Raw genomic sequence first — 25489 nt, forward strand, 5'->3', positions numbered from 1 at the left:
ATTAATTATTCATCACATAGTGGATCAAATGGAGAAATCGTAAAAATAGGTTTATTAAATGATTCAATTATTTCTTTATCTAAATATTTTTTATCAACAATAGCCATGTAATTATAATCAGTAAATCATTGGTCGCTCATTGACCAAAAACCTTTTGATCCCCGATCGCTTCCTCAACTATTTTCGACCTTTCAATTAATTGCTTTTCCTTGGGAATCTAGGTTTACTCCTACCATATTCATTGCATGAGCAATTACTGAAGCTCTTGATTCGAACTTTTCAGCTTTTGAGAAGTCTGGCGTTTTTGTTAATGTTAGATCAAAATTGTAAAGTTCGGAATCTAGAATGCCCTCTCTATTTCCAAATGTAGAAACATCGCATCCAAATCATACTGGGTCCCCTGCTTTAATTTGATTAATCATAACTTTTTTCATTATCTCGATATCAATATTAATCATTGTTAAGGGAGTACCGCCAACCATATTATTGCATAGAGGGGCTTGGATGACAGAATTATGTGGAAACTTATTTCTCGGATCAGATACAAGAGTGATTTTTGTTTCAATATGTTTGCTTAGGTATTTTTGATAAAACTCAACTGGCGTCATTTTATCTAATGATACATATTTTTTATCCTTATTCATATATTCGAATTTGAATTCCTTTGGTGGTTTACCTAATGATTTTACTAAAATGTTATAAACATCTTCTAGTGCTTTTTCTCTTAGTAAAGAAACTTTATTTAAATCATTTGTTTGCAAAAATGTTTGTCTCATCTTAGCAGTATAAGCCTTTAATCTTCAATTAATTTGTTCTACCATTTCACTCGTGGCTTCAGAACTAAATGATTCATTCATTGCATCTTTTGTTACAATTCCATATTTCTTAATAAGATTTGTAAAGAAATCTCAATAGCCACCATCTGAAACTGGGTTAGTATTAAAATATCTAAATAGGCGATCTTCATTCTCTAATTTTAGTCCTTCATTTTCAATTCAATTTAAGTAGAAATTTGCCTTTTCTAATTTATCAAAGAAATGAATATAGTTTTGTGAAAGTTCTAATGATTCAACATTAAATTCTTCCATTAGTTTAGTTCTAATAGAGTTTAAGCCAGCAAAAATTCAACATCTTCCTGATGCTTTTTGATTAGTAATATTCCCTACTTTTGTTTCATGAGAAAAAACAAAATTATGTTTTTTTATTGCCTCATTGTTTATTGAGCTTTGTTTTAATCCATTTTTAAAAATGGCTGATTCAATAATTTTGTTATTTATATTATTTTCATAATTTTCTTCAAACTTGTTAATTAATTCAAAATTAATTTCTGACATATTTTTATATTTTCTCCTTATTTTATTTAGATTATTTTGATTTGGTACAAAATTCCGTCACTCTTATAATATCTTCAAGTTTACCAATAAACGTAATTAGGTCACCATTTTCTATTTCAAAGTCGCCGCTAGGAAGAAATCAACTTTCGCCTCTTTGAATTAATGAAACTGATACGGAGTATTTGCTTCTAAATTCTGTTTCTCTAATTTTCTTGCCAATTATTTCATGATTTTTAATCCCGACTTTTGAGCTAACAAACCCATCTTGAATTTCAGTAATACATTCCGAAAAATTTGTCAAAGCATTATCTGAAACTAGAATAGCTGTTTTTGTTCCTGCTTCTTCTTCTGGAGAAACGATTCACTTGACACCAATTTGTTTTAAAACACGTGAATGACGAGAATTTGATGCTCTTGCAATTACTGTTTGCACACCTATTTCTGCCAGCGCTGCAACAATTTCAATGTTGTCTGATGTCGCAACGATAACGACATCAAATTCCTTAACATTAATTGATTCAAGAGTTTTTTTATCAGCACAATCAGCGACGTAAATGTTTTCAACTTCATCTTTAAATGGTAGAAGGTGTTTTTCATCTTGGTCAATTAGTACTAATCGAATATTGTTCGTTCTATCTAAAAGAAGTTTTCTTACAACCGCTTGACCAAAACGGCCAATGCCGATTACACAAATTTCCCTTGCCTTTTTAAAAAGTTTCATATTTTCTCCTAAACTATTTTGATGATTACAAAATCATATACTAATAAATTTTAAGACTTTTATATTTAAATAAAGTAAAGTAATTTCAAAAAGATAACCCTAGCAAATGATTGAACTATTCAATCTAGTTGTCTGCAGATATAAATTATTAAATTTTTCTTTTAAATTTAAGTTGCCTTTTTAAATTTTAACATTTAAATTTTTTTAGTCAATTTCACCAAAAATATATTTTTTTACCTTTTGCTATATAATATAGCAATGATAAAAAAGCATCATATACCTAAAAAAACTAATATTTTCCTAAGATTTTTACGTAAGCTTGGGGTGGTAAGATATATTTTTATAATATATATCTTATTTACTATTCTTATGTCACTTTTGTTATTCTGAAACATATCCCATAAGGCCGATATAAAGGAACCAGTTAAATATATAGATGCACTTTTCGTATCTTCATCAGCATTTAGCGACACCGGGCTAACGCCATTAGTCACATCCGATACATTTAATACCTTTGGCCAGTTTTTGATTGCCTTAAGTATGGTTGTTGGTGGAATTGGAATATTTACATTTAAGATTTACATTTTTCAATCTATATTGGGTTTGAGATCTAACATCTTTAGCAATATGGTTTCTCAAACAGAAAGAGGTTCTATAACTGTTAGTGAAACAAGAAAGATGATTAAGATAGCAATTTCGTTCTTAATTATTACAACTGCTGTTGCTTCATTTATCTTTACAATGCTTTTATATTTGAGACCAAATTTAAATTTTATAACACAAGAGTTAAAAGAAACTAGCCCTTTATTGTTTAATAATAAAGTCGTTTTGAAGGCTAATGAGATACCATATAATAACTTTCTTCAATCATTAAAGTATGGAATTTTTCATGCGATTAGCTCAATAAATAATGCGGGATTTGACTTGTTTGGAAATAAGAGTTTACAACCTTTTTATAATGATTATGCTTTTCAAATAGTGACAATAATAACCTTTTTGATTGGCGGAATAGGCTTCCCGGTGATCTATGATATATGAAAAAAAATTCAATCAGTCAAGTTAGACCAACCACATCATAGATTTAATTTATTCACTAAATTTACAATAATAACTTATCTAATTACTACTGTATTAGGTTTTAGCATAAGTGTTATATTGGAATATAGTTCTAAATCAGAAACTACTTTTTGATATCAAAAGGAATATGGAACTGTGGGCGACAAACTATTTGCTATATACTTTCAAGTTAGTTCAACTAGATCTGCTGGTTTTTCAACTGTAAATTACTATAATTTTACACACTCAACCGTTTTATTACATAGCATCCTTATGTTTATCGGCTTTTCACCAGTTTCAACTGCAGGTGGTATTCGGAATACAACAATAGCAGTTATTTTTCTAAGCATAGTTACAATGATGACTGGCCGCAGTAGAATTAACGCCTTTAAGAGACAAATTGGTAAGGAAACTCTTATTAAAGCAGTCAATGTTTTTACTCTATCTATTGTCTTGATATTTATTGTATCAATTGTTAGTTATTCAACTCTTCCGACTCAAACTAAACAAATTGGTGATGTTAATTATCCAATTATTTTTGCAACATTTGAAGCATGCTCAGCTTTTGGCAATACTGGTTTGACAACAGGACTATCTTCAAATTCACACAACTTGCATATTGCTGGCAAATTAAGTCTTATTTTTATCATGATAATTGGGCAATTTGGTATTCCTCAGACTATCAAAATATTTGGTCGAGGAAGAAAAGCACCAGAATACTATCAATATATCTATGAAGATGTATCGATTGGTTAGGAGGTTTCTCATGAAAACGAAAGAAATGATTAAAAAAGTTACTAAAATAACTGTTGGTTTATCACTTGGATTAGTAATCCCAATTACTTCTATTTCTTGTGATAATAAAAAAGCACCAGATCAAGCAAAACCTAAAATTCAAAAGAAAAATATTCAAAAACCAGTTAGCGGAAAAATAAATTATGTTGCCATCGGTGATGATTATGCGGCTGGAAATAATAATAGTTTTAATGCTCATAGTAATAACTTTTTTAGCAAAGAAGATAATGAAGTATACGGAATTTCATATGCCTCATATTTAGCTAATTCAATCTCGCTAATTAATGATGATGAAACAATATTAAATAGATATGAAAATCTGGGTTTATCTTATTCTACTACTGATGCTTGATTGCATTTATTAAAACCAATCAATACTAGCAATTTAAATGAATTTAATGAGGTAATAAATCTAAATAAAAAATTAGGTTTGTATAATGCTAATTTGAATAGTGAAAAGGTTATTAGTAATATTAAAGAATCAAATTTTATAACCATTTCATTAGGATTTAATGATATCTTTAAGAAAGATGAAATTTTGTCATTAGTATTAAGACAATTTAAAGATAAAAAAGAAGAAAATCAATTTATTGTAGGCTATAATAAAATTATTTCAGCAAGAATTGCACAATTGTCAAAAAATTATACAGAGATAGTTAGGGAAATAAAACAAATAAATCCTAATATAAATATCAATCTAATTGGATATAGTGCGCCTTTAATTCATACTATCAATATTCAAGGTAATTTTCAAAATAATGTTTTGAAAACAACAACAGATTTATTGAATAAAACAATTAGCAATATTGCCGACAGTGAGAGTTTAAACTATTATAGTTTTTCATCTGAAAATAGCATTTATGAAAATGCTGAACAATTTTCGACTGATTATTTAAGTATCTTTCCAAGTGTTAACGGTTATAAAAAACTTGCGCAGGACATATTTGCAAAAATGTCTACAAATATTACAGAATATAATTCATTATTCAACAACAATGAATTTTCAAATCACAATAAAGCAATTTCATTTATAAAAAAAGCAACAACAATTAAATCATTAATTTTTGGAGTAGTTGGAAATAATGTAGATACATTTAAGAAACCGTATCCATTTGAAAAAAATTCAAAAAATAGTAGTCTTATTGCTTCTGAATCAAGCAATGTTTTTGCTCAAACTGTTTTGGCTGAATTTAGTAGTAAAATAAAAATGCTAAATAATGAACAACTTAAAACTTTTATTGATAACGTTCTTTCAATTATTGGCATTAATGATAAAGAGGCAAAAACATGATTTAATGAATTAATAAATTCATTGATATCTAAGCATAAAAATAATTTAATAGTTTCATTATTTGAACAGCTGTTTGATTCAGTTTATGTTCAACACTTTCTTAATAAGGCAAATATCAAGGTTTCACAATTATTGGCAAAAAAATCTCCTCAAAATACTTTAACATCTGAAATTAGGAAAATTCTTACGCAAGAATTTCAAGATAAAAACAGTATATACTTAATCTTAAAATCAGTATTAAATTCTAACTATTTATCTAAAATCGAAAATAAGGTTTTTATTAGACAAAATTTAGCTTCATTAATTAAAATATTATTTTCAAACAAATCTATTAAGCAACTATTTCCACAAGAGCTATTGCCATTATGAGATAAGAAAACAATGGATAAAAATATAGTTGTAAAATTTGATAATCTTGTTAATAAGGCAGTGGATAATTTATTAAGCAAAAGCGAATTATATTTTGCTAATACTAATTTTGATGGTTTTATAAATGATATTTTGAGGGACTCTAAGAAAGAAATTATTTCTCTATTTCAAGCAATTGTTGATTGAATAACCAAAGATAAGGGATCTCTAAAAGAGATTATTGATAAGATTGCAACCTCCTTAAAAAATGTTTATAGAGTGCCGCAAGAAAGACTTGATGACATTAAATATTTCATTCAAACAACAGTGGAAAATCTAAAGGATTTTAAGTATTCATATGAACTTCTTGATCTTTTTGTAGAAACTACACTCGATTCATACAAAGATAATAAGTTGTTAGATACACATTCATTTATTAAAGCATTTGTTAAGGGGTTGCTATTTAATACAAAGGATGCCAATAAAAATAATCGTGTCTTTTTTGCTCTAATTAGCAATGTTCCTAGAACGCCTAATATTGATCTTAATAAATACTATAATGGAATAAAATATCTCGGAGTTGGATTAGTGCAAGCGGAAAACATAATAAATTCAAATAATATAAGTAACTTGCTTGATGATCAAACAAGAGAAGCTATGCTTACATTGCTTAGAAATATTGCAAATAATTCTGATAACATTTTGAATATAACAGGTAAGAACTATATAAAAGACTTATTTTCATTATTGATTGACGATATCACTGCAAAGGGTAGTTTATTTAACCAAATTTTAGATAGGCTTGGGGACTATGTTGTTATACATCCATTAATTAATTTCATTAAAAAACAAGGTTATGAGAAACAAATACTATCAGCAAATCCCGAATTTAATAATATAGAAGAGTTTGTAAAGTCTAGTTATTCTTCATTATATAAATCAGTTAATAATAAGATAATTATTGATAAGCTAAAATTTTTGGTAAATGACATTGTTGATAATGGTAAGCTATATGACAAAAGTTCACTATTTGCTTTTGTTGTTTCAACCTTAAAAAGAGTACAAGAAAATGGATTGATAACATTAGTAGAGACTTTATTGCAACAAATATCGAGTAAGGAAAATACTAAATTATTAGTGAATGTTCTTACCTCATACATTAATTCATCGTTAAATGTAAAACTAACCAATGTTGAAAAAGAACTGATCGAAACTTATATACAAAGCATTTTAAGAAACATTAAGGATTCAAACTTATTTAAACACTTTATTGATAATTTTAAGAAGATAACTAAAAAAATTGATATATCAAAAATCGATACTTTTGATAAGCTGGGTTTATATCTAAAAGAAGAATTAAGCAATCTTTTGATTGAATCAACAAACCCCGGTGCAATACAAATGTTTCTTGATTTCTTAAGTCTAAAGAATACAAAAGAAAAAGATGGATTTAACAAATTTATTAATGTTTTATCAATATTTTTAAAAAATGAAAATAATGTTGATTTTATTCTTGACAAGCTAAATCTTAAAAAAAATGTTGCGGATATCCCTAAAAAGATTGATTTTGCAAAGCTGCCCCAAAATGTTAGAGATGATGTTAAAGGGTTATTAAATAATGTATTGGCATTAATAATTAAAAGATGAGATGACAAGATAAATCCAAAAATTAAGGAATTAATTAAAAATTCAGTTTCAAATGAAAAAATTAAAAATGTAAAAAATTTAAATGAATTATTTTTCTTATTAATTAATGAAAATAAGGAATTTTTGAAGGAATTTATTTTAGACATAATAAACAATGTTATTTTGGTTAATCAACAAAGCGAGCAAAAAACTGTTGATATAGTTGTTTATTTAATTTCTACTCAAATTAATTACACAAAATTAAGTGTTAATGAACAAGGAAACATCAAATCGATAGTCAAAAAAGCAATTGCCTTTGTTAAGGATAAAAAAATATTTGGGCCATTGGTCGAAAGTTTATTAAATACAATGACTTCAAATATTAAGAAATTTGGTATTGATTTTAATAAATATGACTGAGCAAAAATTGTTGACTTTATTGATGATTTAGATATTATAAAAATTGTTGAAGCATCTGAGGATTTCTTTATTAACAAGATATCAAAAGATGAGCTAAAAACATTATTAAAAACTCTCCTTCTAAATGCTGTGCATCTTTTTGCTTTGAACGAGAAGTCAACAAATGATGAATCTACAGCATCTTCATTGCAAGAACCAACTAAAAAAACTATTCCAAACATTAATGTTGAAAAAATTTTAGGTATAGTTCAAAAGATATTGAACAAACTTTCTTCTGAAAATAAGAAGGAATTAATACCTTATTTAGTTGATGCTATCTACGATCTAAAAGAAAATGAAGGTTTTAAGAAATTCTTATCTGATTTACTATCTAAATCTCTTAAAAATGGCAATCAGACAGTTATTAAGGAAATATTAAATAATAAAGGAGATTATTCACTATTAGCTAGTCTAATTATTAACAAGTCATATAGCCTTTTATTAAACGAAGAAAATAAACAAGGTTTAGTTTTGATTTTAAATAGTTTATTTGCCGATGACAAACCAATAGTTTTAGATGCAAATAAACTTGCGATTAAATTATTTAAAAATGTTAAAACAAATAATTTATTAAATTTCATTAAAACCAATTTAGACCGTATATTGGGTGACGAGGAATTGCTGGATGTGATTGCCAGATATCTAATTAGTTTAGTAAAACAACAAGTAAACATAAAATTTAGTGGCAATGAAGATCTAATAGTACTTAATTACCTAAAATCATTATTAAAATCTATTCCAAATAATCCTTTAATCCATAAATTAAAGAAGAATTTGGAAGAAAAACTCAGCGAATTAACAGATACATCAAGTTATATTGATTTCCAAAAAAAATTGAGTGATGCCCTTAAACAAACATTTAGTTTTAATAAGGAAAATATAGAACAAATTTTTGATCTTTTAATTATAAAACAAGACAAGAAAGCACTAGGTGAAAAAAAACTTGTAGAAACTTTAAAAGTATTGTTAGGCAAAAAAGAGTTTTTAGAATTTATTTTAAAAAATATTAATCCTAAACAATTGATTAATAATATGTTTGATAATATAAATTTATCTAATTTAAATTTAGGAGAACATTCAAAAGGAGCTCTTACTTCAATAATTAAAGACACGAAAGATCTTATTAATCTAAAATATAATGATCTTGTTTCACAAAATATCAATGAAATTATTGAAAAATTATTGCTTGAGGATGTCCTAAAGAATGTAGATTCTTTTGAAGGCTGATTTAAGAATTTCTTCATAGTTAACGAGGATTGGATAATTAAAAAGGTAGACTTAATTCTAAATGATATTTTATTATCAAAAGAAAGCGAACAATTAAAGCAATCAATTGCTAATTTCTTAGTTGAATTTGTTGCCGAAAAACTTAATGGCATTGAATTTAAAAACGGCCAAAAAGAATCGCTAAAAGCAATATTTAACAAGGCAATTAATTTACTCCCAGATCTTAATATAAGCAATGCTATAACTAAATCTGCTATTAAATTATTAGTTAAAAATATTAACCAATATCAATTCAATTTTGAGAAATATAACTTTAATAGTGCGTTCGACTTTATTAGTATATTTAATAAAATAAACATAGATAAGTTAGACCAATTCTTATCAGGATTAGACTCGCATGACTTAGCTAATATTATTCTTTTAGTTATAAATAATTTTGATAAGCTAGAGTTACTTTTTGCTACTCCATCTGTTACTTTGCAAGAAAAATCAAAGAATAAAACAATTGTTGAGTTCAATAAAAAAGAGGGAATTAAGATAAATATAAATGATATTTTTAGATTAATTAAAGTTGGATTTTCAATTTTAAATGCCTCTGATCGCGAGTCTATCAAAAAAGAAATTCCTAGTCTAGTTCAAAAGATACGTAAATCTCCAAAAATAAAAGAGTATGTAAAAACTAAATTAGACTTTTTAACAAATCTTATTTTAAAAGTTGATTCAAACGCTCGAGATTTTGCTGACAAAACAAAAGAAAAGATTATTGAATTTATCTTTGATAAGGACGATACTAAGGATCTTATAACTAACTTTATTAATACACTAATTTCCTTAGACCAAAAATCATTAGACAATATTCATAATATAAATGAATTAATTAAGAAACTTTTGAACCTAAATAAGTCTTCGATCAGTGACTTTATTAAAAAAATTGTTTCTAATGCCACTTCTGATGAAGCGTATATTAATAGTTTAGTTAAATTTGTGTTGAATGCAATTCATTCAGAATTAAAATTTGATTCAACTAGCGACGAGTTTGAAAATATTGCTAACTTGGGTACCAGAATTATTAAAAATCTAGGTAATAAAAATATTGTATCAGACATAATAAGTAAGCTTTTTGAGAGTCTTGTTGACATTGATATTATTGACCCAAAGGGCCATTTTGATCAAAATATATTGATATCAAAAATAATTTCAGGGTTAAAGAAAATCGATTGAAAGGCTTTATTTACATCCCAAAATATAGAGGATATGTTTAAATCACTTATTGGAAATAACATATCAAAAGAACAGTTAGTTAAAGAATTTAGTTCTCTATATCATTATTTGGAAAGAAATATACCAAAATTGACTAATCAAATAAACAACCAACATACAATATCTAATAACACTCAAAATGTGCTAAATCCAGTTATTTCTGATGAACAAAAAGAGTTTTTAAAGAATATTGAAGGCACAATATTCAATGTATTAACTGGCTTGAATGGTTCGCTTGATTCTAGCGAAACTGTTGGCAAGGAAGCTATAATCGAGGTTGTTCATACAATCTTTAAAGACCAAATTAAAAAGATAAAATGGCAAGAAATAAAACAAGATTTAATACCTAAGTCCGAATTACAAACTATAGTTGATAAATTTGTAGACAAACCAATTTTAAAAACGTTAATTAGCGATGTTATATCTGATTTTCTAACAAAACCAAAAGTCCAAGCAACAAATATTGGTGAAATAGTAACTAAAACATTAGAAAAAGTTTCGCAAAAATTAAAAGATAATGTAACAAAAGTGCTGGAAGCAGTTGTTGAAGACGATGATTTAATGAAGATTGTTATTGGTCATGTATTAAATTATTTAAAATTGGAAAATGTTACAGCCGAAGACATTTCATTTATCAAAGAATTAATTAGCGCTATTTTTAAAGAATTAATCGAAACTGATTTTTATAAACGAAAAGTTGTTAAGAGAACTATCGATCACATTGTTGGCTATAGTAAAAATTTCTCAATATTTGAACCAGTCAAATGACTCCTTGATGCCATTGAAAAAATTAAGGCCGGATTTTCATTTAATGATCTTAAGATTATTGCTTCTTTTGTTGGTGAAACTAAGGCTATTAATGGTGCTCGCTTGATTAAGCTTATAAATCTATTATTTGGAAAAAGTAATTTAAAGGATTCGGTTTTATATAATGGTTTGCGAAACATTAATATGAATCCCGATCCAACAAAGCGTACTAATATTAATACTCTACTTGATTTTGTAAGTATTGGACAATTAAGCAATTCGACTTCAACGAGTAACATTCAAAATGATGATCCAGATAATATTTCTCCTGACCTTGATGCACTGTCATTGATTAATGAAATCTTTAAAATGTTAAGTATTGAATATTATAAGAATCAAAATACTCAAAATAATAGTTTTAAAGTCAGATCTAAGACACCTGAATGGCAGGCGTTATATCGTTTTAAGGTGGCGATTGATTATATTCTTTTTGAAACATTTGGGCGTGAAACAGATATTGCTCAACGTGATGTGAGTCAAAGAAAAATTAATTTATATACAGGTGTTCGTTCGTTATTATGAGAGATTCAGGAAGGAACTAACATTTCGGCCATTCCGTTTTTAAGTTCTAAATTTTCAGGTATGCAAAGCTATTTTACAAAAGATATTGATCGTCGTCAATTTACTAATTATGCAGTAAGTGAATCTGGTTTTTGAATTTTCAAGTCATGAACTTACTTTGATGATAGTAATTATGGTCCTGAATCAATTACTTATTTAATTACTAGTTCTGGTTATAATGATAAAGAAAAGGGCAATTTAACTAGATTTAAATATAAGATTAGTGAGGCCGGACAAGCATATGAGATTTCTAAAAAAGAATATATCTTACTAACCTTAAAAGAAGGCGGTTATGGTAAATTTATGAAATTAAATAAAATGCGTTCGAATTCATCATGGTCTGGACTTGATAAAATTAATCCTGAAGATTTCTATTAGGATTTAGCTAAAAAAACAAAAATAGAGTAAAATAATTATGCACAGCCAACTGCTGCATAATTATTTTATGTAGAGGAAAATCCGCTCTAGCACTTGCTGCGATGCAAGTAGTGATCATGCTAGGCCAAATAAGCCTAGGCAGTTATTTAAATAATTGACGACTAGTGCAACAGAGACGAGCTTATTTAGTTAAGGTGCAACGATGTAAACTCCATGAGTTAGAAACCCAAATTTTGGTAGGGGAACCTGATTAATATAAATGAATAAAGATCGGGAAGCATATTATTTTAATATGTTTAGATAAATAGTTGGCGCTGTTAATTTACAGAACAAAAAGCGGTTTATCGTGCAAAAAGGCATTTTGTGCCTTTTTATTTTTTTTATGCGCAGCATTTAGGCGTTAATAAATTTAGTCTAATTTTAAGAACTATATAAAAAATAAATTTATAGAGAAAAAGCGAAAACTAAAGCCTTTTATCTTTTTTTAACAAAAAATAAGTCACTAATTTTCATTATTTGGTGAATTGGGTATCTACATTATATTTTGGAATAAAATTAAATATATATGGATGTTAAAAAGGAACAATTATGAAAAGAATGAAATTATTATTACCTATACTAACTATAATGCCTTGTTACTGGAGATTATAATTTTGTAATAAATAATAAGAAAAGAGATAAATTAGAAAAAAATGTTTAATTATAATGGAGTTAAACATGATGGGAATGAAATGAATTTTTTACTAAAAGAAAAGGGGTATATTAAATAATGAGTAAAAAGAAGAAAATAATTATTGCTATTGTAACTATTTTGGTTATTGCTTACATTATATTTGTAATATTTGGTTTTGCTTCATCATTAGAAAGAAGATATACAGAATATAAATAATGGAAAATAAAAACAATTCTAAATCAAAATGAATAGCAATACTAACCATTTATACAATATTTGTAGTTTTATTTTTTATTATAACACTTTTATATACGCAGTATTTTTTGGATTATGAAGCCCGACAATCTTATCCTCAAGTCATTAAACACGAGGAAGCAGTAGCAATATTTTGATATAGTGGATTTAGAGCCACAATTTTAGTTTTAGGGATAATATTAATCACATTTTCCGTTATCTTATATATATGTTTTAAATCAAAAATAAAAACTATATCTAAAACGAACACTATAATAATTAATATATTATTTGCAATTAACATAATTTTATTATCGATATCAGTTATACTAGATGCAACCTTACTTAATGCAATTGATGTTCTTTTATGAAAACTAAAAAGTAATAAACCGACTGAATTCTTAAATCCAAAGCACAAAGCCATTTCGATAATTTATTATGAAAATCTAGAAGTATTAGAAGCATTTCTATTTCTATCATCATCATTATTTGTAATTTTATCGTTCTTCAAAATTTACTATTTTGCAAGCGTAATTCATAAAAATTATTTATTAAAACAACATTAGAATAGAAACTACAAAAATGATTTGAAATACACTAGAATAGGCAAAGATAAATATTATAACGTCATTTAAGTATACTTTTTGTTGTGTTATTAGCGAAATTTTAGATAAAAATTGGAGATGTATTTTATATAGCATATGGAATTTCATCTTTTTATAAAAAGGCATTTTTGTGTCTTTTTATTTTCACTGTTTTTTCCCAATTTGGTTGAAGAAATCATCTTCTTAGCATATTATGTTTACATGTGGAGGACGAATGAACGAAATACTATTATATTTTATATTTAAATACAAAGGTGATTGAAATGATGTTTATAAGGCAATAAAAAATAAGGAAGAAATTAAAGAAGAAGAATTTGATACATTTAAATTTAAAATTCATGAGAAAAATAAAAAATTTATAACTATTTTAGATGATGAATACCCTAAACAACTTTTAAATATAACTAAGCCACCATTTGTATTATTTTATGAAGGAAATCTTAATATCTTAAAACAAAGCAATAGGCAACAATGCATCTACTTAACAGGATCATATGAAACAAAAAATATAATTGAATATATAGAAAAATACAAAAATGACAATGATAGCGTGTTTATTAATTTATATTGGACTGGATTAGAGCAAAAAATCCTAAAAACATTTTTGAAGCGTAATTTTAAGGTTATTATATTGCTTCCATGTGGAATTGAATATGCTAAAAACAATTTAAATTTAAAAGAATTTTTAAATGATAACTGTTTAATTATATCCGAATATCCTAGTGAATATCACATAACTAAAAATGCATTTTATAGTAGACAAAGAATTAACGCTTGTTTATGTCAAAAGATAATTTTGCTTTCTTCATTGGAAAAAAAATATAACGGAACAATTAATGAGTTTCTTGACCAAGGTAAAGATGTGCAATGCTTGCTCTTTAGAGATCATTTAAGTGAAGATCAAAATATTGATTTAATTAATGAGGGGGCTACACTTATAAATGATAATAATCAAATTTGTTAGGACTTTTATATATCATAAAGATAATTAAAAACTAATTTTGTAATAAAATTTTTAATGTAATTAAAAATATGGAAATATATAAGAAAAAAATAAGAAAAAAGGAGATTTTATGACACCTCATATAAATGCTAAAGAAAATGCGTTTGCAAAGTTAGTTTTAATGCCTGGTGATCCCTTGAGAGCTAAGTATATAGCTGATAATTACTTAGAAAATGTTGAATTAGTTTCTAATGTAAGAAATGTCTTAATGTATACTGGTTTTTATCAAGGAAACAAAGTTTCTGTGTGCGCTTCCGGGATGGGCGTTCCATCAATCGGAATTTATGCATATGAACTATTTAAAGAATATGGTGTTGAAGCAATCGTTAGAATTGGTTCAGCAGGATCGTTTAAAGCAGAATTAAAAAATTATGAAATCGTTCTTGCATCATCTGCATATAGCGAAAGTACAGCTTTTAGAAGTTCAATTATTAAAGGAGATAAAAATAATATCGCAATACCAAGCCATGACTTGAATGAATTGATCTTAGATTATGCTAAAAAGTTGGGAATGGATGTTCATTTTGAAAGAATTTTAAGTGAAGATGCATTTTATACAGAAAAAACTATTAGCGAAAGAATTGAAACATCTGGTGGTGCGGTTTGTGCAGAAATGGAAGCATATGGTTTATTTACTGTTGCTGAAAGATTAAACAAAAAAGCTGCAACATTATTAACAATTTCTGATAATCTAGTTACAAATGAATTTACAACTAGTGAAGAAAGACAAAATTCATTTAATGGAATGATGAAAATTGCTCTTGCACTTGCTAAGGATTTTCAATAATGAGAATAATTGATATCATAAATAAGAAGGCTAATAGAGAAGAATTAACAAAGGAAGAATTAGAATTCTTTGTTGAAAACTATGTTAATGGAAATATTCCTGACTACCAAGCTTCAGCCCTTCTTATGGCAATTCGTTTAAATTCATTAAATGAAACAGAAACATCGTATCTAACTAATGCAATGATAAATTCGGGTGACACAATTGATTGGTCATATTTAAATACAACTATTGTTGACAAGCACTCAACGGGCGGAGTTGGAGATAAGGTAAGTATTGTTTTATGTCCAATACTAGCAGCGCTTGGTCTTACAGTTGCTAAAATGTCTGGCCGTGGCCTAGGACACACTGGCGGAACATTGGATAAACTTGAATCAATTTCCGGATATACGATATCTCTAACGGACAATCAATTTAAGACTGTTGTTGAAAAACATCACATTGCAGTCGTGGGACAAAACGAGAGACTAGTTCCAGCAGATAAAAAGATTTATGCACTACGTGATGTTACAGGCACTGTGGAATCCATACCCTTAATTGCTTCATCAATTATGTCTAAAAAGCTAGCAACAGGTTCAAATTGTATACTTTTAGATGTTAAATGTGGTAATGGGGCATTTATGAAAAATATTGATCAAGCTGAAAAACTTGGTAAATTAATGATTGAAATAGGTAAAAAATTAAACAAAAAGATTGCAGTTGAAATTACAAATATGGAGAAACCTCTTGGCCGTGCTATTGGTAATAAAATTGAAATTCTCGAAGCAGTGGATACTTTAAAAGGTATGGGTCCTAAAGATTTTACCGAAATTATATATTCATCGGGTGCTACATTGCTTATTATTTCAAATAATGCTAAAGATGAGCAACATGCCAGAGCAATGATTAAAGAAGTTATCGCTAATGGTAAAGCATTGCAAAAATTCAATGAATGAATTAAAGCGCAAAACGGAAATGTTGATGAAGTTTATGAATCTAATTGATTTAATCCAACATATAAGTTTGAAATCATTTCACAAAATGAAGGATATCTAAAAATTAATTCAGCTATTGAATTTGGATTAGTGGCCATGAAACTTGGCGCTGGAAGAAGCAAAAAAGAGGATAATATTGATTTTGATGCTGGTGTTTATTTAAATAAAACAACAAATGATTTTGTTAAAAAAGGTGATGTTTTATTTACTTTATATTCATCTAAACCAATCGATGAAAAGCTATCTAATGATTTAATAGATAAAATTGAGTTTGGTTCAAAACTTTTTGAAACCAAAGAAGTTCTAACTAAATTAATGTAATTAAAAAACAAAAAATAGGAGAAAAAAAATGCTAAATAAGTTAATTGATCATACCTTCCTTGGTCAAGCAGGAACAACAAAAGATATAGATAAATTAATAGAAGAGGCTAAAAAATATGACTTTAAATCTGTTTGTATAGCGCCTTCTTATGTTAAATACGCAAAAGAACAATTAAAAAATACTGATGTCTTAATTTGCACAGTTATTGGTTTCCCATTAGGATATAACGTTGCAAGTGTTAAAGTTTTTGAAACAAAAATCGCTCTTGAACATGGGGCAGATGAAATTGATATGGTTATGAATGTTGGGCGTTTTAAAGACAAACAATATGAATATGTTCTTAATGAAATTAAAGCAATTAAAGAAGTTTGTGGTAATAAAGTTTTAAAAGTAATTATTGAAACAGCACTACTAACAAATGAAGAAATTGCTAAAGCAACTGAAATAGTATTACAATCAGGTGCTGATTTTATTAAAACGTCAACTGGTTTTTCATATAGAGGAGCAAGTTTTGAAGATATTAAAATTATGAAGGAAGTCGCTAAGGATAATTTATTAATTAAAGCATCTGGTGGAATCAAATCACAGGATGATGCATTAAAAATGGTTGAATTAGGCGCTAATAGACTAGGTACCTCAAAATCAGTTACAATTATCGAAGGTAAAGTAGATAATAGTTCAAATTACTAGTTAAAAATTTAACAAATAAGTAAGGACAAAATATGGTAAAAATTTTTCAACACCCTCTTATCAATGCTAAGTTGACAAAGATGAGAGACGAAAACACCACTCATAATGAGTTTAGGCAAAATCTTAATGAAATAGCATCTTTAATGGTTTATGAAATGTTAAGAGATTATCAAACTAAGCCGTTAGAGGTCAAAACACCAACAGGTTCAATTTTTCATGGCGAGCAATTGGATAAGGAGATTGTTATTATTCCTATATTGCGTGCTGGTCTTGGTATGGTTAATGGTATATTGGATTTAGTACCACAAGCTCGAGTTGGTCATATTGGAATGTATCGTATCGAGGAAACCACACAAGTAGTTGAGTATTTTTTTAAAATTCCTAATGTTGAGAAAGATAGCTATGTAATTATTGTTGACCCAATGTTGGCAACAGGTTCATCGGCTTGCGATGCTATTAGTAGATTAAAAAAACAAGGTTTTATAAACATTAAACTTATATGTTTGGTTGGTGTTGAACAAGGGATTAACAAGGTTAATATTGAGCATCCTGATGTAGATATTTATTTAGCTTCAAAAGATGAAGAATTAAATGAAAATAACTATATTCTTCCTGGTTTAGGAGATGCTGGTGACCGTATTTTTGGAACAAAGAAATAGAAAGAGAGACTATGTGTCTCATTTTCTATTTTCTACCTTATTTTTAAAGAAAATAAATATTTAAATTTTGAAGAAAGGAAAAAAATGGCTTTTAATAAAGAATCAAATAATAGAAGATTTTTATTTGCTCTTGATCTTGATGGTACATTGTTAGCAGATTCTGGTGCTGGAACTATTCACCCTAAAACAGAAGAAGCAATCAAGAGAGCTATTAAGGAAGGACATATTGTATCTATCATAACTGGTAGACCATGAAGAAGCACAATGCCGGTTTATCAAAAACTTGGATTAAACGCTATTGTGGGTAATTATAATGGAGCTCATATACATAATCCTGCAGATCCATTCTTTATACCAACAATAACATATCTTGATTTGAATGAGGTTTTATACATTTTAGGTGATCAAAAAGTTAAAAAAGAAATTTCAAATTATGCTATTGAAGGGCCGGACTGAGTTCAATTAATGCATAGAGATCCGAACCTGGAGAAGGTCTTTGGTTTTAATCAAGCTACAAAATTCCGCGAATCAATAAATTTGGAAAAATTACCCTTAAAACCAACAGGAATAGTTTTTGATTGTCAACCTACAACTGATGTTCTTGATTTGCTAACATATTTAAAAAGAAGATATGGAGATCTTGGTGAATTTTCATCTTGATCAAAAGGTGAAGGATTGAGCCCTGTTTTTGATATTACATCTATTGGAGTTGATAAAGGTAAGGTTATTTCTTTAATGATGAGATATTACAACATTGATATTGACGATACCATTGTAATGGGAGATTCATATAACGATCTGAGCATGTATGAAATCGGTAATGTGGGAGTTTGCCCTGCGAACGCTGAGCAAGCAATTAAGAAGGTTTCGACAGTTGTGATGCCTCAAACAAATAAAGAAGGAGCTGTTGGATACTTTATTGATGAATTTTTAGATAATCCAGATAAATATATTGAAATGGCTAAGAACCTAAAAAATGAATCAAAGAAGAATTTAAAAACTGTAAAAGCCGATAATTTTTATAATAAAGACGAAAAATAATATGATGACAAAAGATTCTGATTATATTGGCGTTGATGAAACGGGAGTAGGCGATTATTTTGCTCCTATTGTTTCAGTTGCTTGTTTTATTCCGGAAGAAAATATTCAATTAATTAAAAATCTTGGCGTTAAGGATAGTAAAAAACTTAGTGATTCTAAGATAATGGGGATTGCTGAATACATTATCAAAAATAATGTTGTTTTGTTTAAAGATACAACAATGAGCCAGAAGGGTTATAATAACTTGATTAAGTTTGGAATTAATAATAATGCAGTTAAAACTCTTATTCATATGAATTCAATTGATAGATTGCAGAATATTGTAAAAAATAATAAAAAAGTTGTTATTGACCAATATACAACATTGAATAAGTTCAATGAGCATATAGCAACCCTTTATAATAAGAATCTTATCAAGAAGAATATTTTTGAGAGAATTAGTTTGGTACAAGAAACAAAAGCTGAGGATAAATTTTTATCCGTGGCTTGCGCTTCCATTTTAGCAAGATATATTCTTCTTAAAAAGATGGAAGCTCAAAAAGCTAATTATGATGGCTTTGATTTTATACTTGGAGCAAGCGATTTGGTTATTAAACAAGGAGTTAGTTTTGTGAAGAAATTTGGGATTTCTGAGTTATATAACGTCGCAAAGTTTCAATTTAAAACAACAAAGAAAATTCTTGAAGAACTAGAAAAATAGCTGTGTTTTGTGTAACTTAACCATAAAATTTATATATTGAAAAAATCCCTATATTTTCTAGTAAAATAATTAGGTTAAAATATTTTAATTTTAAAAAATTATTAACAAAAGGGTGAGACTCCTTGGCCAATATAAAGGCCCAAAAGTCCAAAAGGAGAACTATAATGTCAAAATATGAAATTATGATTCTAGTTAACCCTACATCAACAGAAGAAAGTGTTAAAGATTTAGTATTCTCAGTATTAGATGAAAAAAACACAAAATTCGAAAGATTAGAGAGAACTGAATTAGCGTATCCAATTAACAAATTAACACGTGCAACATATTTCTTGATTTTAACAAGTGCACAACCTGAATTAATAAAAGAATTAACAAGAAAATTTAATATTGATAAGTCAATTATTAGATCATTAATTATTAATTTAAATTCAGAAAAAGGATTGAAGCCAAGAAAACAAAGAAGATTTACAAAAAGAAATTTTGAAAATAGAAGATCATTTGATAAAAATGAAAACAAAGAAGCAACATCAAATGATAGAAGAAATGAACAAAGAAGACCATACATTAAAAAACAACAACCAGTGGCTAAATAGTTAATTTTATTTTATTGGAGGCAAAAGTTATGAACAAAGTTATTTTAGTCGGAAGACTAGCTTCAAAGCCATATAAGGGGATTACTGCTTCAAGCGTTGAATATTCAAGGTTTACAATCGTTGTAACTAGAACATATTCGACGCCTAACTCTGAACCTGTTGCGGATTTTATTCCATGCGTAGCGTGAAGAAGCAATGCATCATTTATTAATAAATTTTTAGATAAAGGGTCGTTGATGCTAGTTGAGGGAACTTTCCAATCAACAAGAACAACTGATCAAAATGGGCAATTAATTAATAATTATGTTGTTAGTGCTGATAAAATACAATCTCTTGAATCGCGAGAAGTTACTGAGGCTAGAAGAAAAAATAATTTTAAAGAGTTTAGCATTTCCAATGAAGAAAATAATAAGGTTCCAACTAGTGAACAAGCATCTACGGAACATACAAGTGATGTTGATGATGCCATAGATGGTTTGAGTTGAGACTTTTAAATAAAGGAGAAAAAAAATGGCGAGAATTGTTCGTAAGAAATTATTCGTTCGTAAACGTCCATGTCAATTTTGTTCAAATAAATTACCTGTTGCTTATGTTGATTATAAAAATGAAGAACTATTATCAAAATTAGTAAATCTACAAGGAAGAATTATATCTTCAAGAATAACTGGAACATGTGCTAAACACCAAAGAGCGGTAGCATTGGCAATCAAAAGAGCAAGATTAGTTGCTATTTTGCCTTATATTGGTCCAGTTAAAAAAGAATTTGTTAAGAAGGAAGCAACCCCAAAACCAGTGGTTGATACTACAACACAGGAAACAAAATAAATTTATTTTATAAATAAGTGCACACGAAAGTGTGCGCTTTTTTAATGGTAAAATTGAATGAGAGTTGCTTTTAAAACACCATCATAGAATATTCTTATAGTTTTTTAATTTCAATTATAATTAGTAATATGAAATTAAACCTATCTAATCAATTGCGCCCTAATAATTTAGATGATTTTGTTTGTTCAAAAATTAAAAGAAACCTTTTCAATTCTATAATCAAAAATAAAGACCTTTCTTCATTTATTTTTTATGGTAAACCAGGTTGTGGCAAAACTACAATAGCTTCAATTCTTGCTAATCAAATGAATGTTAATTATGATTTTTTTAATGCTGCTATTGATAAGAAGGATGATTTACTTACAAAAATCAAAAATAACGACATTTTAATAATTGATGAGCTGCATAGATTGAATAAAGATAAACAAGATATTTTGTTGCCTTACTTAGAAGACGGTTTTATTACCATTTATGCCACAACTACTGAAAATCCTTATTTTAAAATACAACCAGCATTGCGTTCAAGAACTCATATTATTGAAATGGATTTTCCAACGCAACAAGATATTAAAAAAAGACTACAACAGATATCTATACAAATGCAATTCGACTGATTAAAAAATGTTGAAATACAAGATTTTATTGCCACACAGGCTAACGGCGATTTTCGAGGAGCCATAAATATTGTTGATCTTATAAGTAAACTTAGCACAAGTGATAATATTACATTGGGAAAAATTAAAGAGTTGGTCCCCTCAATAAATTTTGCAAGTGATAATAATGCCGATAATCATTATGATTTGCTAAGTGCTTTTCATAAGTCATTGCGAGGTTCCGATCCTGATGCTGCTTTGTATTGAGGGCTATTAATTTTAAAAACTGGAGACACTAGCGATTTATTTCGTCGAATGTTATGCGCTGCTTATGAAGATGTTGGGTTAGCAAATCCAATGGTCGGCCCACAAACGCTAGCAGCAATTGAAAGTTTCGAGCGATTAGGATTACCAGAAGGTTATTTGCCGATTGGTTTTGCGATTCTTAATATTTCTTTGAGTCCCAAATCAAACTCAGGATATCTTGCTATACAACAAACTAAAAAAATATTGGAACGTAATTTAATTTATCAGCCTCCTTACTATCTTAAGGAATTTAATTTGTCTGCAAGTTTTAAAAAAGAGAAATATAAGTATCCTCATGATTATCCTTATCATTGAGTCCAGCAACAATATCTGCCTAATGAATTGATAAATTTAAAGACATATGAATATCAAGGCCAAGGTTGAGAAAAGAAAGTTAAACAATACTGAGAAATAGTTAAAAAAAAGGAGAACAATAATGTTTAATTTGGATAAAATCAATAATTTAGAAGACTTAAAAAATATTAAAAATCAATTTAATAATTCTCCTGAATTAAAACAATTAATGGAGCAATTAAAAACAGCCTCTAAGGAATTAAAACCAGAAATAGGTAAAAAAATTCAAGAATTAAAAAAACAAGCAGAAGACTTTTTTGATATAGCAAAGGATAAACTTAATAATTTAGAAATCCAAAAACAACTAGAAAAAGATTTTGTGGATTATGCCACTCCTGTTGAAAATGAAGGTTCAATTCATCCCGTTAATCTTGTTTCTCAAAAATTTAGAGAGTGGCTTTTATTTAATGGTTATATTGAGCTAAGTTATTCTGAAATTGAAAATGATAGATATAATTTCGAGAATTTAAACATTCCTGCATCACACCCAGCGCGAGAAATGCAGGATTCCTTATATTTAAATAATAATGAGCTTTTAAGAACACATAATACAGGAATAAGCGCTCGTGCACTTGAGAAATTTGCTAATAAGGAATTTTCACAGTTTGCCATTGGTAAGGTTTATAGAAATGATGAAGAAGATAAAACACATACTCACCAATTTACACAACTTGATTTAGTGAGTGTGGGTAATGTTTCCTTTGCGTCATTAATGTATACATTGAAAGAAATGCTTTCTTATGTACTTGAGGAAGACATAAAAATTAGGCTTCGTCCATCATATTTTCCATTTACAGAACCTAGTGTTGAGGTTGATATTTTTTTCAAAAATAGATGAATTGAGGTTTTGGGGGCAGGCATGTTAAATGATAAAGTTTTAAAATCTGCTGGTTATACTAATATGATGAACGGGTTTGCAGCTGGCATTGGAATTGAGAGAATTACAATGATTAAATATGGTATTGAAGACATTCGAGAGTTATATACTAATGATAAAAGATTTTTAAATCAATTTAAATAGAGGTTTAAGGAGTTAAGAATATGATTTTTTCATTTAAAACATTATGTAGACTAGCTAATTTACAAACTCATACTATCGAGGATGTTGTTGAAGCAATAAATTCAATTGGTTTTGAAGTGGAACAATATTATAAATTCAGTGATGTTGAAGGTATAAAAATATGTCATGTTACAAATACATACAAGAATCCTCAAGCCGATCGTTTAACAGTGTGCGAGGTTGAATATAGTGACGGACATAAAGCTATTATTCAAACAACTGCAACCAATATGAAAAAAGGTCAGTATGTTCTTTCCTTTGTTCCTGGTTCAAGAAGTAAAGAAATTATCTTTGCTCCAAGAAAAATGAAAGGCATTACTTCGGAAGGTATGTTTGTGAGTTTGGATGAATTAGGTTTTAATTCGAATGTAATTCCAGAGGAATTTGGCAATCAAATATTTCAATTAGATAAAATAGATTTAAATATCGACCCAATAACTTATTTTGATTTAGATGATTATATGATTGAAGTTTCAATTCTTTCTAACCGTGCTGATGCGCAATGTTATCTTGTTATGGCTAGAGAATTAGCGGCATTTTTTGACACAGAGATAAAATGACCAAAAAAGGCAAACCCTAACTTGATTTCTTCATTTGAGGTCAAAAAGTTAAATGATACTCATTCTTTTTCATTGGTTGAAGCGTCTAATAGTAATTTAAGATGTTCATTACAAGAACAAATGCTATTATGAAGACATAACATTAAAACATTCAATAATGCTGTGGACCTTACCAACTTAGTGCTTTTATTTGCCGGCGTCCCATGTCATATTTATAATAAAGAAGACCTACAATCAAATGTGTTTAATGTTGATTATTATAGCGGTAAGCTAAATATTTTAGGTAATAAAGAAGTTGAATTAAAAAATGCGCTTTGTGTATTTAATAATGAAACGCCTATATCTATTGCTGCTACTATAGGTTTAGAACAATATCAATTTAAGAAAGAATCTCAAAAAGTTATATTTGAACTTGCTTCGTTTAATATTATGAGTGTTAGAAAAAATGCTAAGCAAATCAAATTAAATACAAATTCATCAATGCGTGCAAGTCGTGAGATATCGGATGGCTCTTTGATTTTGGCTTATAATTTTTTAGCTCAATATTTAACTGATTACTCGCATCAAATCAATGTTCCCAAAACCCATAAGAAGAGCATCTTAATAGATAAATCATATTTGAATAAATATGCAGGGTTTTCAATTAATAAAACTAAAAAGTTTAATGAGGTAATGAAAAAAATATCTAAACTTGATTTTAAATTTAAAAATGATGAATCAGTTGTTGTTTTTCCAACTTATCGCTATGATTTAAATACTTTGCAAGATTTCGTTGAGGAGGTCTTTAGATTTTATGGTTATGATAATTTTCCACTAAAACAACCTAAAATAACAAGATTAAATTATGATATTAACAACGTTTATGAATACTATAGAACATTAGCAAATAAAAATTATTCAAATGTTAGAACATATACACTAATAAAACCTGAGGACAACATTTTCGATCCTTTTAATATCAGAGAAATTTTGAATGCAGTGGATGCAAAAAATTATGATCACTCGCAGGTTCGTCTATCATTTATTCATAGTTTGAATGAGGTGGCTATTCATAATGAGAAACAAGGTTTTAAAAAAGGGTCTTATTTTGATATCGGAATGATCGGGCGCAAAATGAATATTTTGGGTCTTTGTTCAAATATTAAATCATTTGCTGAAATTAAACAAGATGTTATGTCATTGACTAATAAACAATTAGAGTTTAAAAAAACACATAGCACAATTTTTCATCCCAACGCATCATGTGTTATTTATCTAGGGTCAGAAATGATTGGATATATAGCTAAAATTCATCCCCAAATTATTAACTCAGATTATATTTTTGCAGAAATAATGCTTGATAAATTATTAAATGATTCTAATACTTTTATTAATTATCGACATGAACCTATAAAAACAAGGGATATTACTTTTGAACTGAATAAACACGAAACTGTTGAAAAAATCATTGAAAAAATTAAGTCAATAAAGGGCATTTATTCATACAAAATTATTGATACTTTTTATAAAAATAATGATACTAAAAATGTTACATTTTCCTTTTTAATTGAGGATTGAGCAATTAAAAAACTTGAGCAAGTTTTTGCTGTTTCTAAATAATTCAAATTTATATTTTTTTCATCTGTTTTCGCTATTTTTTCCTAAAAT

The 25489-nt window shown here is 27.8% G+C and carries 18 protein-coding genes and 1 other RNA gene; 16 read left to right on the forward strand and 3 right to left on the reverse strand.

Annotated features, from left to right (window positions below; genetic code table 4):
* Positions 1-5: 5 nt before the first annotated feature.
* Positions 6-1334 carry a C1 family peptidase gene (locus ACWXVU_RS01370; protein ID WP_456012014.1) on the reverse strand — a complete coding sequence of 443 codons (1329 nt, stop codon included), beginning with the start codon at positions 1332-1334 and terminating at the stop codon, positions 6-8.
* A 31-nt stretch (positions 1335-1365) separates the two neighbouring features.
* Positions 1366-2055, reverse strand: coding sequence for an NAD-binding protein (locus tag ACWXVU_RS01375; RefSeq protein WP_438340406.1), 690 nt, complete (start codon positions 2053-2055; stop codon positions 1366-1368).
* A gap of 369 nt (positions 2056-2424) precedes the next feature.
* On the opposite strand from ACWXVU_RS01375, the gene ACWXVU_RS01380 reads away from it, so the two are divergent.
* The 3 genes from ACWXVU_RS01380 to rnpB all read left to right on the forward strand — a co-directional run bounded on the left by ACWXVU_RS01380 (position 2425) and on the right by rnpB (position 12212).
* Positions 2425-3867: a TrkH family potassium uptake protein gene (locus tag ACWXVU_RS01380; protein WP_456012015.1), complete on the forward strand. Its 1443-nt coding sequence runs from the start codon at positions 2425-2427 to the stop codon at positions 3865-3867.
* A 10-nt stretch (positions 3868-3877) separates the two neighbouring features.
* The gene (locus ACWXVU_RS01385) at positions 3878-11863 is read left to right on the forward strand and encodes a hypothetical protein (protein WP_456012016.1); all 7986 of its coding nucleotides are present in this window, start codon (positions 3878-3880) and stop codon (positions 11861-11863) included.
* 37 nt (positions 11864-11900) lie between these two features.
* An RNA gene (gene rnpB, locus ACWXVU_RS01390) (RNase P RNA component class B) lies at positions 11901-12212 on the forward strand.
* Positions 12213-12882: 670 nt separating this feature from the next.
* Here rnpB and ACWXVU_RS01395 read toward each other — a convergent pair.
* Positions 12883-13194, reverse strand: a complete 312-nt coding sequence (locus ACWXVU_RS01395; protein ID WP_438340403.1) for a hypothetical protein — start codon at positions 13192-13194, stop codon at positions 12883-12885.
* A gap of 395 nt (positions 13195-13589) precedes the next feature.
* Here ACWXVU_RS01395 and ACWXVU_RS01400 point away from each other — a divergent pair, with 395 nt between their 5' ends.
* The 13 genes from ACWXVU_RS01400 (at position 13590) to ACWXVU_RS01460 (ending at position 25441) form a co-directional block, all read left to right on the forward strand.
* Positions 13590-14339 carry a DNA-processing protein DprA gene (locus ACWXVU_RS01400; protein WP_438340402.1) on the forward strand — a complete coding sequence of 250 codons (750 nt, stop codon included), beginning with the start codon at positions 13590-13592 and terminating at the stop codon, positions 14337-14339.
* A gap of 109 nt (positions 14340-14448) precedes the next feature.
* Positions 14449-15165, forward strand: a complete 717-nt coding sequence (deoD, locus tag ACWXVU_RS01405) for a purine-nucleoside phosphorylase (protein WP_438340401.1) — start codon at positions 14449-14451, stop codon at positions 15163-15165.
* Complete coding sequence (locus ACWXVU_RS01410) at positions 15165-16460, forward strand: thymidine phosphorylase (RefSeq protein ID WP_456012017.1); 1296 nt, start codon at positions 15165-15167, stop codon at positions 16458-16460. Before deoD ends, ACWXVU_RS01410 begins: the two co-directional genes overlap by 1 nt.
* Positions 16461-16488: 28 nt before the next feature.
* Complete coding sequence (deoC, locus tag ACWXVU_RS01415) at positions 16489-17151, forward strand: deoxyribose-phosphate aldolase (protein WP_438340399.1); 663 nt, start codon at positions 16489-16491, stop codon at positions 17149-17151.
* Positions 17152-17183: 32 nt separating this feature from the next.
* The gene (gene upp / locus ACWXVU_RS01420) at positions 17184-17810 is read left to right on the forward strand and encodes a uracil phosphoribosyltransferase (protein WP_438340398.1); all 627 of its coding nucleotides are present in this window, start codon (positions 17184-17186) and stop codon (positions 17808-17810) included.
* A gap of 84 nt (positions 17811-17894) precedes the next feature.
* Positions 17895-18851 carry an HAD-IIB family hydrolase gene (locus tag ACWXVU_RS01425; protein ID WP_438340397.1) on the forward strand — a complete coding sequence of 319 codons (957 nt, stop codon included), beginning with the start codon at positions 17895-17897 and terminating at the stop codon, positions 18849-18851.
* A gap of 1 nt (position 18852) precedes the next feature.
* Entirely contained in the window at positions 18853-19551 is a 699-nt protein-coding gene (locus ACWXVU_RS01430) for a ribonuclease HIII (RefSeq protein WP_455966127.1), read from the forward strand.
* 164 nt (positions 19552-19715) lie between these two features.
* Entirely contained in the window at positions 19716-20144 is a 429-nt protein-coding gene (rpsF, locus tag ACWXVU_RS01435) for a 30S ribosomal protein S6 (RefSeq protein ID WP_438340395.1), read from the forward strand.
* Between the two features lie 29 nt (positions 20145-20173).
* On the forward strand, positions 20174-20638 hold the full coding sequence (locus ACWXVU_RS01440; protein ID WP_438340394.1) for a single-stranded DNA-binding protein: 465 nt from the start codon (positions 20174-20176) through the stop codon (positions 20636-20638).
* Positions 20639-20654: 16 nt separating this feature from the next.
* Entirely contained in the window at positions 20655-20969 is a 315-nt protein-coding gene (rpsR, locus tag ACWXVU_RS01445; protein ID WP_438340393.1) for a 30S ribosomal protein S18, read from the forward strand.
* A gap of 128 nt (positions 20970-21097) precedes the next feature.
* Complete coding sequence (locus ACWXVU_RS01450; protein WP_438340392.1) at positions 21098-22312, forward strand: AAA family ATPase; 1215 nt, start codon at positions 21098-21100, stop codon at positions 22310-22312.
* Positions 22305-23243 (forward strand): phenylalanine--tRNA ligase subunit alpha, encoded by a 939-nt coding sequence (gene pheS / locus ACWXVU_RS01455; protein WP_438340391.1) that lies wholly within the window; start codon positions 22305-22307, stop codon positions 23241-23243. Before ACWXVU_RS01450 ends, pheS begins: the two co-directional genes overlap by 8 nt.
* A gap of 20 nt (positions 23244-23263) precedes the next feature.
* A complete protein-coding gene (locus ACWXVU_RS01460; protein WP_456012018.1) occupies positions 23264-25441 on the forward strand; it encodes a phenylalanine--tRNA ligase subunit beta in 2178 nt (725 codons plus the stop codon).
* Positions 25442-25489: the final 48 nt, after the last annotated feature.

The sequence above is a fragment of the Mycoplasma sp. 2575 genome (assembly GCF_053851635.1).